This is a genomic window from Photobacterium kasasachensis (genome assembly GCF_050336885.1).
Taxonomy (GTDB): Bacteria; Pseudomonadota; Gammaproteobacteria; order Enterobacterales; family Vibrionaceae; genus Photobacterium; species Photobacterium kasasachensis.
The window spans coordinates 211,124-224,806 of the sequence record NZ_JAKJSH010000006.1 but is presented as its reverse complement, the minus strand read 5'-3'; the positions used below and the strand labels follow the sequence as shown (position 1 = coordinate 224,806).

Genomic DNA, 13,683 nt, shown 5'->3' with positions numbered 1-13,683 from the left:
ATGACGTCAAGAATTCCGTTTTATTTCTTAATCACCTTGCTTGTCATTGCCGGGGCTGCACTAAGCATGTACCGTCATGATGTCTACGGTGTACCGTGGACGCCAGGTGAAGAACGCGCGTTATGGGAACTGGAAGCGCGTATCGAGTTTGATGCTATTGGCGATCCGGTCAAAGTCTCGATGGCGGCACCGGAAACCCAGCAGGGCTTTACCCTCATCGACGAGAGCACATCGTCACCTGGCTATGGCGTTGCCCTGATTGATACCGACATGGGACGCCGAGCCGAGTGGTCGATCCGTGAAGCTACCGGCAAACAAATCCTCTACTACAAAACCCAGATGCTGGTTGACCAGCTGGCTACTTACTCTTCCGAGCCTCCAAAAGGTGCAACGGTTTCTGTCAGCCTGGATAACCCGCAACAGACAGCAGCAACAGCTCTGATTAGTCAGGCGCGTAGCCTGTCTGCCGACAATATCACCCTCGCCCGCGAACTCATCAAGCAGTTCAACGACAAGACGAATCAGAATGCCTCACTGCTGCTCAACAGCCTGAGCCGCGAGCAGGCCATTATCAACCTGCTGTCGCTGGAAAACATCCACGCGCGTATTGTCGGTGGTCTGCTGCTTGAAGACGGCCGCCGCCGTCAGAGCATCAACCCGATGGTAGAAGTCTGGGACGGCACCAAGTGGCAGCTGTTTAACCTCCAGACCGGACAGGAAGGCAAGCCTGATGATGTGCTGGTATGGAACCAGCAGGGCCACTCATTACTGGATGTCATTGGCGGTCGCAACTCCAACATCAGCTTCTCGATCATCGCCCAGGACATCACACCTCAGCAGGCAACCCGGGAGAAAGTCCAGGCAGAAGATCTGCTGAACTTCTCCATTCACAGCCTACCGGTTGAAGAGCAGGCAATGTTCAAAACCATCATGCTGGTTCCGATCGGTGCCCTGATTGTCGTCTTCCTGCGGATAATTGTCGGCCTGAAAACGTCCGGTACCTTTATGCCGGTTCTGATTGCGGTTGCCTTCGTTCAGACTCAGCTAGTTACCGGTATTCTCGGCTTCCTGCTGATTGTCGGCACCGGCCTTGTTATCCGTAGCTACCTGTCGAAACTCAACCTGCTGCTGGTTGCCCGAATATCCGCGGTGATCATCACGGTGATCATGATCATTTCGGTCTTTACCGTCGTGGCCTTCAAGATCGGCTTGGTTGAGGGCTTGTCCATCACCTTCTTCCCGATGATCATCCTGTCTTGGACCATCGAGCGTATGTCGATCCTGTGGGAAGAAGAAGGTGCCAAGGAAGTATTGATCCAGGGTGGCGGCTCACTGCTTACCGCAGTTCTGGTCTACCTGGCGATGACCAACGGCCTGGTTCGCCACCTGACGTTTAACTTTATTGGTATCCAACTAATTATTTTGGCATTAATCCTGATGCTGGGTAACTACACAGGCTACCGTCTCAGTGAGCTTCGTCGCTTTAAACCACTCGCGGAGAGCTAAACTATGTCCTTATTTTCACAGTTTACCTCTCCGTTCAAGCTTCGTGAGCGCGGTATCATGGGAATGAACCAGCGCAACCATAGCTACATCGGCCGCTACAATGACCGCAGCCTGTATCCGCTAGTGGATGACAAGCTGAAGACCAAGCATATCGCCCAACGGGCGGGGGCGACTGTTCCCGAGCTGATTGGGGTTATTGACAGCCAGGTCGACGTGAAAAAGATCCACGACATGGTGAAAGACTGGCCGGGCTTTGTGATCAAGCCTGCCCAGGGCTCTGGGGGCAAGGGGATCCTGGTTGTCGTCAAGCACAAAGACGGGGTTTACATCAAACCGTCGGGTGCGGAAATCAACAAGCAGGACGTAGAGCGCCATATCAACAACACCATGGCGGGCCTCTTTTCGCTAGGAGGCAAGAATGACGTCGCCATGGTCGAGAACCTGATCCAGTTTGATGACGTGTTTGACGGTTTCAGCTACGAGGGGGTGCCCGATGTGCGGGTCATCGTCTTTAAGGGCTATCCGGTCATGGCCATGATGCGCTGCTCGACGGCGGCTTCGGACGGCAAGGCGAACCTCCACCAGGGGGCGGTCGGGGTCGGCATCGATATCGCGACCGGCAAGGCAATCCGGGCCGTTCAGTTCGATCAGCCGGTTGAACGCCATCCGGACACCGGCAAACTGCTTAGCGAGCTCGCGGTGCCTAACTGGCATAAGCTGCTGACACTAGCAGCTAGTGCCTGGGAGATGGCCGGACTGGGATACATGGGAACCGACATGGTGCTGGATAAAATACAGGGGCCAATGGTGCTGGAACTCAATGCCCGTCCCGGGCTGGCTATCCAGACAGCCAACGGCTGTGGCTTGCTGCCACGTCTGCACCATATCGAAAACCTCGGTACCCCGAATACCCCGCCGACACCGGAAGAGCGTGTGGCCTACGCAGCCAAGCAGTTCGGCACCAAGTCCGCGTTCTAAGCCTACCGCTAAAAACGAAAGCCCTGATCTCATCGTCAGGGCTTTTTTTTCACTCTAATTTGCGGCTATGATACTCAAAAAAATCAAATGCTTAACTTAATTGGTATAAGATAATACTCAACCGACAGCATCATGAATGGACTCACTATGACGCACTCCCCTTTCCCGCTCTTCGAGCAACCTATCGACCGTACCGACAGCAACAGCGTAAAGTGGAACAAATACAAAGACCGGGACATCCTGCCAATGTGGGTAGCCGACAGTGACTTTCGGGTGCCTGAAGCCATTACGCTCGCACTGCACCAGCATGTTGAGCATGGTATATTTGGCTACGGGCAGGCACCTGATCGTCTTACCGAGCTGCTTGTCGAGCGGATGAAGCAACGCTATAACTGGGACATACAGTCGGAATGGATTGTCTACCTGCCGGGACTCGTCTGCGGACTCAACCTCGCCGTCAGATCACTGACCGAGCATAGCCAGGGCGTGATCAGCCCCAAGCCTATTTACCCACCGTTTATGTCATCAGTAAGATTGGCCAAACGTCCATTGTCTGTTGCCCCGGTTGCCCTGCAAAACAATCGCTGGCTGATGGATTTAACGCAGGCTGAAGTGACTCCAGACTCCAAACTGATTTTGTTTTGCAACCCGCTGAACCCCGGCGGGACCGTCTACCGCCGTGATGAACTGCTAGCGCTGGCTGATTTTGCTCAGAAACATGATCTTTACGTCTGCTCCGATGAGATTCACTGTGACTTAATCCTCGACGAAACCGCCCGGCATATTCCTTTTGCCAGCCTGAACGAAGATGCTGCCCAGCGCTCGGTAACACTTATCGCGCCAAGCAAGACCTTCAATATTGCCGGCCTCGGCGCTTCGATGGCCATCATCCCAAATCCGGACCTGCGAAGGCGGTTTATCCGTGCCAAGGCCGGCATTGTCCCGGACGTTAATGTATTGGCTTATACGGCGGCACAGGCGGCTTACGAGAACTGTCAGCCCTGGCTCGATCAGCAGCTTGATTTTCTTCGTCAGCAAAAAGCAAAAGTCGAGCTGGAAATCAATGCGATGCCGTATCTCAAGCTTCACCCGATTGAAGCCACCTACCTCGCCTGGATAGACGCCTCGGCACTGCCGGTAGCCAGTCCGTTCAAATTCTTCGAGAAAGCCGGTATCGGCCTGTCACCCGGGGCTGACTTTGGCAACTCCCGCTTTGTCCGACTCAACTTTGCCTGCCGGAGCGATACGCTGGACGAAGGGCTGAGCCGAATGCGGACCGCCATTGAGGCATTAGATAAAACGAAATAAAAATACTGCTAAAGTTCTAACAGTTAAATCCGATAAAAGGAGTAATACAAACCGGGAACCTATTTTCTCAGACAATGCAGATCCATACTTTAGACAAAGCGCAGCTCATTAATGAAGTGCAGCTCGGCAATAACCTCAACCATGCGGTTGAAGGTGGTCGCCGTGCTGACTTTGCATTGATGCTCGCCATGTTGTCGCCGGATCATCTGGAAACTATCCCGGTTGACGCACTGCCCAAGCCCGGCAAGACAGAGCCGGAACTGCGCGCCTACTTCGAGCTGCAGGATCCACAACCGCTAAGTACTACCGAGCACTGCTATGATAACGGGGCCGCGCAAGCCAAGGCCTTTCATAGCAGCGGGATTGCAGACGCCCGTCTGCTCCATGAATTGCAGCCGACGGCACTCAACTTTCCGCCGCAGGGTACCAAGGGCATGCCGGAGGAGGTCTACCACAACTTGTCCGGTCATGAACGCCGGATGCTCCCCCCGAAGGAAGACGCAACCATTAAGGCATCGCCACAGGATTTGTACCTGTCACTGATCCACGCCAAACGCTTTGCCGAAATGTATCAAACTGCCTAAATTGCAGCCAAATTCCCCCGTTGCTCACAGTATTTGTATTTTCGTGACAACCATCATAGCTTTGTTATTTTCCGGCAGCACACTGCTCACAATTCACTAACATTTAGTGGCGGTTTGGGGCAAATTGGGCGCTTTTTCACAGTTAATCCCCGCCCAAGGCTTCACTATAGAATTATCTTTTTCGTTTACTTGATGATCGATTTATCGGCCAGGTGCGTAACTTTGGAATTGGATAAATTTGGCAATAAAAAACACAACATCCCAACAGTGCCAAATTGAAGACTTTCACTTTCGAAGTGCCCAGAAACTGCTACCAAGCAGCGCACCATCCGGTACAAACGGGGGAAAGAACGAGTTATGAATATCGCGCAATCTGTCATTGTAATCACTGCCGCTGGCAGCCCAATGGGCAAAGCGATTTCACTCCACTTCGCTTCATTAGGGGCCAAGCTAGCCCTTGTAGATGTCGAAGCTGACCGCTTGCAGCAAACTCAGCAAGCCTGCCTGGCAGCAGGAGGGAACTCTCATCCTTTCTTGCTGGAATGCCAAGATGAGGTATCGATTTCCAACCTCATCGATAGGGTTCATCAACGGTTTGGCACCATTGATGTATTGATTAACTATTGGTTCGGCTCAGATCTGCCCACTTTGTTCAGCCCATCCTCTGTCGATCAGTTTTGCCGCTCCATGTCAGAAGGCGCAACCCCCTTCTTCATTTTTGGCAAACAGGCCGCCAACTACATGCGGGTACATCACTGCGAGGGGGTTATCGTCAATCTGGCGGCCAATCTGATAAACACCCACCAACCCATCAACAACGGTTCGAAAGCCATGATTTCGGGGCTGACCCAGAGCTGGGCCAAAGAACTGGCTGAGTTCAATATCCGGGTCGGGGGCGTTGTTCCATTAAGCTTTGCCCACGAGGATGACCACCCTCCGCTCGGCAACTTGCTCAGCCAGCCGCTCCAGTACGAAATTGTCAGAAGCGCCGAGTACATTGTTGCCAACGACTATTTTAATGGCCGGATGATAGAGGCTGAAGTGGGATAAGGGGAATACAGGCCGCTGGTCTGGTTTCTGAATCGCACTTTATATTTGGTAAAACGAAAAAGCCCGCCAAAATGGCGGGCTTAAAGTGCGCTAGCTAAAACAATGATTAAGCTTTAGCAGTCTCTTTCTTTGCTGCAGCTTTTGGCGCTTCAGCAGGTTTCTGATCTGCTTTCTTCTTGATTACTGTCGTACCTTCGAAAGTCTCACCTTCAACGTAAGGCGTACCGTGGTAAGAAGCCAGAAGAACTTCTTTCAGCTCGCTGATTAGAGGGTAACGAGGGTTAGCACCTGTACACTGGTCATCAAACGCTTCTACTGATAGCTCATCCAGTTTAGCGTTGAAGTCCGCCTCAGAAACACCAGCAGCCTGGATAGACATTGGGATGTCTAGGTCAGTCTTAAGCTCATCCAACCATGCTAGAAGACGTTCGATCTTCTGAGCAGTACGGTCACCAGCCTGGCTTAGGCCTAGGTGGTCAGCAACTTCTGCGTAACGACGACGTGCCTGTGGACGGTCGTACTGAGAGAACGCAGTTTGTTTAGTTGGGTTATCGTTCGCGTTGTAACGTACAACGTTAGAGATAAGCAGTGCGTTCGCCAGACCGTGAGGTAGGTGGAACTCAGCACCAATTTTGTGAGCCATTGAGTGACACACACCCAGGAATGCGTTCGCAAATGCTACACCAGCGATAGTTGCTGCGTTGTGTACTTTCTCACGAGCGATTGGGTCGTTAGCACCGTTCGCGTAGCTTGAAGGTAGGTACTCTTTAAGCATCTTAAGCGCTTGCAGAGCCTGACCGTCAGAGTATTCGTTAGCAAGAACAGATACATAAGCTTCCAGTGCGTGAGTTACTGCATCGTAACCACCGAACGCTGTCAGAGACTTAGGCATGTTCATAACCAAGTTAGCATCAACGATAGCCATCTGTGGCGTTAGCTCGTAGTCAGCCAGTGGGTACTTAGCACCTGTCTCGTCGTCAGTAACAACGGCGAATGGAGTAACTTCTGAACCAGTACCTGAAGTGGTAGTGATACATACAAGCTCAGCTTTCTGACCCATTTTAGGGAACTTGTAGATACGCTTACGGATATCCATAAAGCGCATTGCCAGCTCTTCGAATGCTGTTTCTGGGTGCTCGTACATTACCCACATAATCTTCGCAGCATCCATTGGTGAACCACCACCTAGAGCCAGGATTACGTCAGGCTGGAAGCTTTGCATTGCTTCTGCACCTTTCTTAACAACTGTTAGCGTTGGGTCAGCTTCAACGTCGAAGAACGTTTGAACTTCCATGCCCTGTGCTTTCAGTAGCTGAACAACATCATCTGCGTAACCGTTGTTGAATAGGAAACGGTCAGTTACCAGGAATGCACGCTTCTTACCTTCTAGGTCGCCAAGAGCGATTGGAAGGCTACCACGGCGGAAGTAGATAGACTTAGGTAGTTTGTGCCACAACATGTTTTCAGCTCGCTTCGCAACAGTTTTCTTGTTGATTAGGTGCTTAGGACCTACGTTCTCAGAAATTGAGTTACCACCCCAAGAACCACAGCCTAGTGTTAGAGACGGTGCAACGTTGAAGTTGTACAGGTCACCGATACCACCGTGAGTAGTTGGAATGTTGATTAGGATACGAGCTGTCTTCAGCTTGTCGCCGAAGTAACGGATACGGTCTGCGTTAACATCTTGGTTAGTGTATAGACCAGATGTGTGACCGATACCGCCGATCTCAACCATAGTCACAGCCTGAGCAACAGCGTCTTCGAAGTTGTCAGCACGGAACAGACCAAGTGTTGGAGATAGTTTCTCATGAGCGAATGCGTCGTCGTAAGACACTTTACCCAGACCTTCACCAACAAGTACTTTAGTGTCAGCTGGAACTGAAACACCTGCCATCTCAGCGATTGCCGCAGCTGGCTGGCCAACGATTTTCGCGTTTAGTGCGCCGTCGATTAGAAGCACTTTACGTACTTTCTCAGCTTCTGCTTTGCTCAGTACGTATGCTTTATGAGAAGCGAAACGCTCTTTCACTTCGTCGTATACTTCGTCAACAACGATTGCAGCCTGCTCAGAAGCACATACAACGCCGTTATCGAAAGTCTTAGACATCAGGATAGAAGCTACTGCACGTTTTACGTCAGCAGTTTCGTCGATAACAACAGGAACGTTACCTGCACCTACACCGATTGCTGGCTTACCAGAAGAGTAAGCAGCTTTAACCATGCCTGGACCACCAGTTGCAAGGATAAGAGCGATGTCGTCGTGCTTCATTAGCGCGTTAGAAAGCTCTACAGATGGCTGGTCAATCCAACCGATGATGTCTTTTGGCGCACCAGCAGCTACTGCTGCATCTAGAACGAGTTTAGCTGCGTCATTGGTAGAGTTCTTCGCACGTGGGTGTGGCGAGAAGATGATACCGTTACGAGTCTTCAGAGAGATTAGAGATTTGAAGATTGCTGTAGAAGTTGGGTTAGTTGTTGGTACGATACCGCAGATGATACCTACAGGCTCAGCGATAGTCATCGTACCTAGGTTGTCGTCCTCTTCAAGAACGCCACAAGTTTGCTCATCTTTGTACTTGTTGTAGATAAACTCAGAAGCAAAGTGGTTTTTGATTACTTTATCTTCAACGATACCCATACCAGACTCGGCAACCGCTTGTTGAGCTAGCGGGATACGAGCTTGGTTAGCTGCCAGAGAAGCTGCACGGAAGATTTTGTCTACTTGCTCCTGAGAGTATGTAGCAAACTCTGCTTGCGCTTTCTTAACGCGTGCAATCATTGCATCTAGTTCAGCCATATTTGTTACAGGCATAGTTAACTCCTAACTTAATATTAAAAACTTTTTAGTAAGAATCTGTCGTCGCTACTTTCGATTTATCAGTACCTGGCAAACCCAGCATTTAACGCCCCGACAACACACATACTTAGTAAATTGCTTTCAAAACTGATTATATTCTTTCACACCCCGAAAAAAATTGATTTAGATCACTTGTAACCCCATAGGAGTACTTTTTGTCAAAATCCGAGCTGCATCATGTTAATTCAAAGACTTAAAAGTCCATAATGTGACCGGCAAGGTTGAAATTATATCAGATTACTTCATAAAGCGACATTTCAAGTAACAAATATTACGTAACAAACATACATAATTGGCCACTTTCAACACTTAACGTGAAGTAAATCACAGGCTTAGCAGGATACAGTTACCTTAATTACATTGCGTGTGGCACGCCGAGTGCCCATAAAGAGTAATCCAAAACACCGCCTTTTTACAGGGGTGTAACACATAATTTACCGATAATTATTAATAAGGGTAGAGATAACTATTTTTAATTGGTCTGACGTTAAGCTTTAGCTTAAAGTAGCGCCAAATAACAGGAAGCCGCCTAATATCGTCGCAACTCTGGCCCCTAGGCAGCACTTTTCACGCACTGCTTTTTGCGCCTTTTTTTAAGCCCTTTCAGATATTACGTGGCAACCTGTTAAAGAGGAGGAAGTTAGCTTCTTGTTTTTTACGTTTGTTAGATGATCCCACAATGCAAACAATCGAAATTGCCATTTTCTTACAGTTTTTCGTCGGTCTGATCGCAGCCGTCAACCCGATCGGTATTATGCCTATCTTTGTTTCTCTTACCGGCCACATGAACACCGAGGAGAGAAACAGAACAGCCTATACCGCCAGCCTCGCCGTCAGCGTGATCCTTATTGTCTCGTTGCTGGCCGGACAGTTTTTATTGGATATGTTCAGCATCTCCCTCGACTCGTTCCGCGTTGCCGGTGGTTTACTGCTGCTGACTATCGCCTTCTCAATGATGAGCGGTAAACTGGGTGAGGATAAACAGAACAAACAAGAAAAGTCAGAATCAGTTAGCCGGGAGCAAATTGGCGTTGTCCCGCTGGCTATGCCGCTTATGGCCGGCCCAGGTGCTATCAGTTCGACAATTGTGTACAGCGCACGTTACCCAGGCATGACCAGCACACTGGGAATTGCAGCCACAATAGCGGCATTTGCCTTTTGCTGTTGGATGCTGTTTCGCGCAGCCCCGATTATCGTTCGCTTTCTGGGTCAAACCGGCATCAACGTTATCACCCGTATTATGGGTCTGATCCTGGCAGCCCTGGGCATTGAATTCATTGCCAACGGCCTTCGCGCCTTATTTCCGGGTCTCGCCTAACACACTCCCCGCGGAGTCTCCGCACAATTGTACCTCTCTATCTCATTTTGGAGAGGTACTTATTGCCGCCAACTGGTAACCCCCTTTAATGTTCATTATCCTAACGGGTAGTACTTCTATTTTTATTTCAGGGTTTTATGGTTACGCTCAACACTCGGCAAAAATTCTATCAAGTTATTTTTGGCACCCAAACCAAGGCCGGGCAGTACTTTGACATTGTACTAATCCTCGCTATCTTGTGCTCCGAGCTGGTCCTCATCCTCTCGTCGCTCGAAGGTGTAGCGACAGAGTTCTCCAGTCTTCTATTTGTGATGGAATGGGTCTTTACCCTGTTATTTACCGTTGAGTATATCGCCCGGCTCTATTGTTCGCCGCGCCCTTGGGCATACGCCAAGAGCTTTTATGGTGTCATCGATCTAATTGCTATCTTGCCGAGCTATATTGCCTTCTTATTCCCGGGCTCGAACTACCTGTTGATCGTCAGGCTGATCAGGGTCATGCGTATATTCCGGATATTAAAGCTGGCGCGCTTTCTCAAAGATTCCAATATCCTGCTTAGATCCCTGTTAATGGCGCAGCGCAAGATCCTGGTTTTCTTCAGTACCGTCGCCATCCTTGTCACTGTACTGGGTGCATTGCTCTACGCAATTGAAGGGCCGGAAAACGGCTTTACCAGCATTCCGACCAGTATCTACTGGGCTATCGTCACCATCACCACCGTCGGCTACGGCGACATAGTTCCGCAGACAGATCTCGGCAAAACACTGGCCGCTTTTACCATGCTGCTTGGTTACTCCATCTTGGCAGTGCCCACTGGCATTATTACGGCAGAGCTCAGTCAGGAAATGAAGACCCAGCGAGATTTTATCCGCTGCCTGAACTGCGCCACCAGCGGACATGAGGCGGACGCCAATTACTGTAAAAAATGCGGGACCGAACTGCCTCAGCATCCCTAGTCGCAAGCCAGCTATTCAGATACCTCTTGCACATGTATCAATTTACGGAACTGTTACTCATTTCCTTCTCTATTTTTCCGCTTGTAACCAACCCAGAATACTGGATTCAAACAGGCGGATGAGAGGGAACCTGATCGCCCCTAGCAGCGACCACAGCTGCAAGTCCACAGGAATAAGGAAAGCACCACCTCAATGAACTACAAGCGCGCACTCGAGAACTACGAGCGACTTTTCAGACGCTTTGGTCCCTGCTGTGTCGACACGCAGCTTTCAGACGTAGCCGAAATTGTTTTCTGTTCACCCCGCCATGCACGAAACCTGCTGCACCAGCTCACCGATATGGACTGGATTGACTGGCAGGCAGCTCCCGGTCGGGGCAAGCGGGCCAAGATAACGTGCAAAATAGAACCCACCGATGCCTGTTATCAGCTTGTCGACCAGTTGATGGCACAGGGAAAAACGGAAGCCGCGATCAAGCTTATGGACTTCAATGACCGCAAGCTGTCTACCGAGCTTCAGCATTATCTGGCCTCGTCTCTCGACAGAAGCCAGTCCGCTATTCGGATCCCTTTTCATCGCCAGTTAAAATCGCTTCACCCTCATTTGGCATTCGAGCGCACCGAACGCCATTTGATCTTGCAAATTTTCCAGCGCCTGACGCAATATAAAAATGACAAGGTCATGCCGGATCTTGCCCACCACTGGTGGTCGAATTCAACGGGTGATGAATGGACATTCCATCTGCGCCCTTCCGTCTTCTTTCATAATCAGAGCGAGCTGAGTGCCAAAGACATTAAAGCCAGTCTTTTATGGCTTGCAAGGCGCCCCTTCTGGCAACAGCTTTACGGCCACATCACCGGCATCGATATCATTTCGTCTACCACCGTGACGATCAGGCTGTCGCATCCTGACTGGTGCCTGCCCCGGCTGCTTGCCAGACCGGAAGCCTCGATCATGAGTTCGGCCACGATCAATGCAGCCACGGTGCAAGATGGCCCCGTCGGATCCGGACCTTTCTTCCCCGATGTCGTATCGGCAAGAATGCTAAGGCTAAAGCGCAATCCCAGCTATGTCGGACAGCTTGCTCTCGCCCCAGTGATCGAAATATGGTTTCACAATGAGTGGGAAGATCTGAAAGAATGCCGGGAGCACCTTATTTTCCTAGAGCAGCATCAACCGGTCTACACCGTCAGTCGTTCCGGCGGCGGCATCTTCTATATGCTAACAACAAATAGGGAATGCCGAGACAACCCGGTTATCGCTGACATCGGCGGCCTGCTACTCGGCAATCCGGCTGATAAGCCGATAAAAGGAAATATCCACATTGCGGTCGAAAACAATAATGACGGTCGCAAGCAGGCCGAAGAAATCAAGGCGGCACAGGATAGCAACTCTGAACTGACCTTTTCTTCTCGCTGCATCAACGATAGCAACAGCAGCGAAGATGTGCTGCTTGGCGCAATAAGGACTGAAGGCTGTAAAATCACCAGCCTGCGCTACTTTTTCCAGTGCGATATGAACTGGCAGGCGATTTTGACAGAGGCCGAGTACCAGCTCTTTCGAAGTCAGCTGCTTGAAACCCAGCTTCAGCCTATCGAAAAGAAAGCGCTAGATATGCTCGTTGGCCTGCTCGACTGGCTGGAAGAGATCAAGGTTATCCGTCGTCTGAACGCCAAGGGCTTCTCGATCACCGCTCCGATCAAACTCCAGGGGCTCGAGGTCAATCACGTTGGTTGGTGCGACTTCTCAACCTTATGGATTAATGACACTCCCGAGCATACAGCTTTGGTGCAAACGGTGTAGTTACTCCAAAACAATAAAAGGCGATCACTTAGATCGCCTTCTCTTAAATCACCTTTCCGCTGCTGGACTAAAGAGCCAGTTTGGCCCTATATCCGCAGTCACATCCCTTATTTACTGTCCTTGGACGACAAGTAGCCCACGGCCTTGTCCGGGAAGTCGGTAAAGACACCGTCTACATTTGCCGTATTGTAGAAGATATCCAGCATGTCGTTAAAGTCATTGGCATAAGCTGGAATGCGGCCGGTATCGGCACGGAAGGTGTAAGGGTGAACCTGCATACCTTGCTCATGAGCGGCTTTCACCAAACCGGTTAGCTTGATGTTACCTTTGGTTGACTGATCGGACACCACCATTGGCTTCCAAGGACCTACACCATCGGCGTACTTGGCCACTTTTTCCATTCCGCCCTTGGCAAACATCCAGTCATAGCTATAAGGCTGGGCCTGTCCTTTGCCGTCATAAACCATTGTTTCGTTCCAGTCGGTGTAGGCCAGTAGCTGCACCAGCTTAACATCCATGCCCATGGCCGGCATCAGCTCGTCATGAATGCGCTTTAGCTCGTTAAAATCAAACGTCTGAAGGAAGACATTGCTGTCTTTGCTGGTGTAGCCATAGTCTTTAAGCACCTTCAGCACCGCTTTACTGATGTCTTTGCCTTCGTGGCGGTGGAACCATGGCGCTTTAATTTCAGGGTAGATACCGATGTCATAGCCCAGCGACTTGTTCAACCCCTGGATCATCTCGATTTCTTCTTCGAAAGTCGGTACTTTGAAGTCCGACTGCCACATCGGATAACGCTCAGGGAAACCCTGAACCTGCTTGCCGTCTTTAATATTAAAACCTTCGGTTACGCTCAGCTGTTTAATTTCAGGCAAGGTAAAATCAATCGCATAATAGCGACCGTCATCACGGGCACGATCAGGGAAGAGCTGAGCCACATTGGTAACACGATCCAGATAGTGGTCATGCAGTACCACCAACCGGTCATCTTTGGTCATGACTACATCCTGCTCGATATAGTCAGGCTTCATTGCATATGCCATCGCTTTGGCCGGTAAAGTATGCTCTGGCAGGTATCCGGAAGCGCCACGGTGGGCGACAACTATCTTGTCTGAGTCAGGGGCTGATTGAGCGAAAGCAGGAGCAGCAAGCAAAGTGCTGGCAATAGCTGCGGCAAGACATATTTTTTTCATTATTATCAATCCTTAACGTTCGGTGCTCTTATCTGGGGAAGCAAAGCCAATACCGGCTTATACAACGGCAATCATAATAAGCACTATTGGATGACAATTTCTGAACTTTTACTCTAAACGTGATCAGATA

Annotated in this window: 10 protein-coding genes; 8 read left to right on the top strand and 2 right to left on the bottom strand. The window is 50.2% G+C overall.

Annotated elements, in window-relative coordinates:
• The 5 genes from L4D19_RS08740 to L4D19_RS08720 all read left to right on the top strand — a co-directional run bounded on the left by L4D19_RS08740 (window position 1) and on the right by L4D19_RS08720 (window position 5,426).
• Window positions 1-1,506 (top strand): inactive transglutaminase family protein, encoded by a 1,506-nt coding sequence (locus L4D19_RS08740; RefSeq protein WP_428452144.1) that lies wholly within the window; start codon window positions 1-3, stop codon window positions 1,504-1,506.
• 3 nt (window positions 1,507-1,509) lie between these two features.
• The gene (locus tag L4D19_RS08735; RefSeq protein WP_160650410.1) at window positions 1,510-2,484 is read left to right on the top strand and encodes an alpha-L-glutamate ligase-like protein; all 975 of its coding nucleotides are present in this window, start codon (window positions 1,510-1,512) and stop codon (window positions 2,482-2,484) included.
• Window positions 2,485-2,631: 147 nt separating this feature from the next.
• Entirely contained in the window at window positions 2,632-3,792 is a 1,161-nt protein-coding gene (locus L4D19_RS08730) for a MalY/PatB family protein (protein WP_428452143.1), read from the top strand.
• A gap of 74 nt (window positions 3,793-3,866) precedes the next feature.
• Window positions 3,867-4,376: a VC2046/SO_2500 family protein gene (locus L4D19_RS08725; RefSeq protein WP_160650413.1), complete on the top strand. Its 510-nt coding sequence runs from the start codon at window positions 3,867-3,869 to the stop codon at window positions 4,374-4,376.
• A 357-nt stretch (window positions 4,377-4,733) separates the two neighbouring features.
• Complete coding sequence (locus L4D19_RS08720; RefSeq protein WP_160650415.1) at window positions 4,734-5,426, top strand: SDR family oxidoreductase; 693 nt, start codon at window positions 4,734-4,736, stop codon at window positions 5,424-5,426.
• A gap of 106 nt (window positions 5,427-5,532) precedes the next feature.
• Here the strand turns inward: L4D19_RS08720 and adhE are convergent, their stop codons facing one another.
• Window positions 5,533-8,238 carry a bifunctional acetaldehyde-CoA/alcohol dehydrogenase gene (adhE, locus tag L4D19_RS08715; protein WP_428452142.1) on the bottom strand — a complete coding sequence of 902 codons (2,706 nt, stop codon included), beginning with the start codon at window positions 8,236-8,238 and terminating at the stop codon, window positions 5,533-5,535.
• 724 nt (window positions 8,239-8,962) lie between these two features.
• Here adhE and L4D19_RS08710 point away from each other — a divergent pair.
• The 3 genes from L4D19_RS08710 to L4D19_RS08700 all read left to right on the top strand — a co-directional run bounded on the left by L4D19_RS08710 (window position 8,963) and on the right by L4D19_RS08700 (window position 12,360).
• The gene (locus L4D19_RS08710) at window positions 8,963-9,601 is read left to right on the top strand and encodes a YchE family NAAT transporter (protein ID WP_160650419.1); all 639 of its coding nucleotides are present in this window, start codon (window positions 8,963-8,965) and stop codon (window positions 9,599-9,601) included.
• A gap of 137 nt (window positions 9,602-9,738) precedes the next feature.
• Window positions 9,739-10,557, top strand: coding sequence for an ion transporter (locus tag L4D19_RS08705; protein WP_428452141.1), 819 nt, complete (start codon window positions 9,739-9,741; stop codon window positions 10,555-10,557).
• A gap of 192 nt (window positions 10,558-10,749) precedes the next feature.
• Window positions 10,750-12,360 (top strand): SgrR family transcriptional regulator, encoded by a 1,611-nt coding sequence (locus tag L4D19_RS08700; protein WP_428452140.1) that lies wholly within the window; start codon window positions 10,750-10,752, stop codon window positions 12,358-12,360.
• A 107-nt stretch (window positions 12,361-12,467) separates the two neighbouring features.
• Here the strand turns inward: L4D19_RS08700 and glpQ are convergent, their stop codons facing one another.
• On the bottom strand, window positions 12,468-13,553 hold the full coding sequence (glpQ, locus tag L4D19_RS08695) for a glycerophosphodiester phosphodiesterase (protein WP_160650425.1): 1,086 nt from the start codon (window positions 13,551-13,553) through the stop codon (window positions 12,468-12,470).
• Window positions 13,554-13,683 lie beyond the last annotated feature (130 nt).

What these genes read in the sequence shown, in the direction of transcription:
- L4D19_RS08740 (WP_428452144.1), top strand. Translation starts at nt 1, where the DNA reads ATGACGTCAAGAATTCCGTTTTATTTCTTAATCACCTTGCTTGTCATT.
- L4D19_RS08735 (WP_160650410.1), top strand. Translation starts at nt 1,510, where the DNA reads ATGTCCTTATTTTCACAGTTTACCTCTCCGTTCAAGCTTCGTGAGCGC.
- L4D19_RS08730 (WP_428452143.1), top strand. Translation starts at nt 2,632, where the DNA reads ATGACGCACTCCCCTTTCCCGCTCTTCGAGCAACCTATCGACCGTACC.
- L4D19_RS08725 (WP_160650413.1), top strand. Translation starts at nt 3,867, where the DNA reads ATGCAGATCCATACTTTAGACAAAGCGCAGCTCATTAATGAAGTGCAG.
- L4D19_RS08720 (WP_160650415.1), top strand. Translation starts at nt 4,734, where the DNA reads ATGAATATCGCGCAATCTGTCATTGTAATCACTGCCGCTGGCAGCCCA.
- adhE (WP_428452142.1), bottom strand. Translation starts at nt 8,238, where the DNA reads ATGCCTGTAACAAATATGGCTGAACTAGATGCAATGATTGCACGCGTT.
- L4D19_RS08710 (WP_160650419.1), top strand. Translation starts at nt 8,963, where the DNA reads ATGCAAACAATCGAAATTGCCATTTTCTTACAGTTTTTCGTCGGTCTG.
- L4D19_RS08705 (WP_428452141.1), top strand. Translation starts at nt 9,739, where the DNA reads ATGGTTACGCTCAACACTCGGCAAAAATTCTATCAAGTTATTTTTGGC.
- L4D19_RS08700 (WP_428452140.1), top strand. Translation starts at nt 10,750, where the DNA reads ATGAACTACAAGCGCGCACTCGAGAACTACGAGCGACTTTTCAGACGC.
- glpQ (WP_160650425.1), bottom strand. Translation starts at nt 13,553, where the DNA reads ATGAAAAAAATATGTCTTGCCGCAGCTATTGCCAGCACTTTGCTTGCT.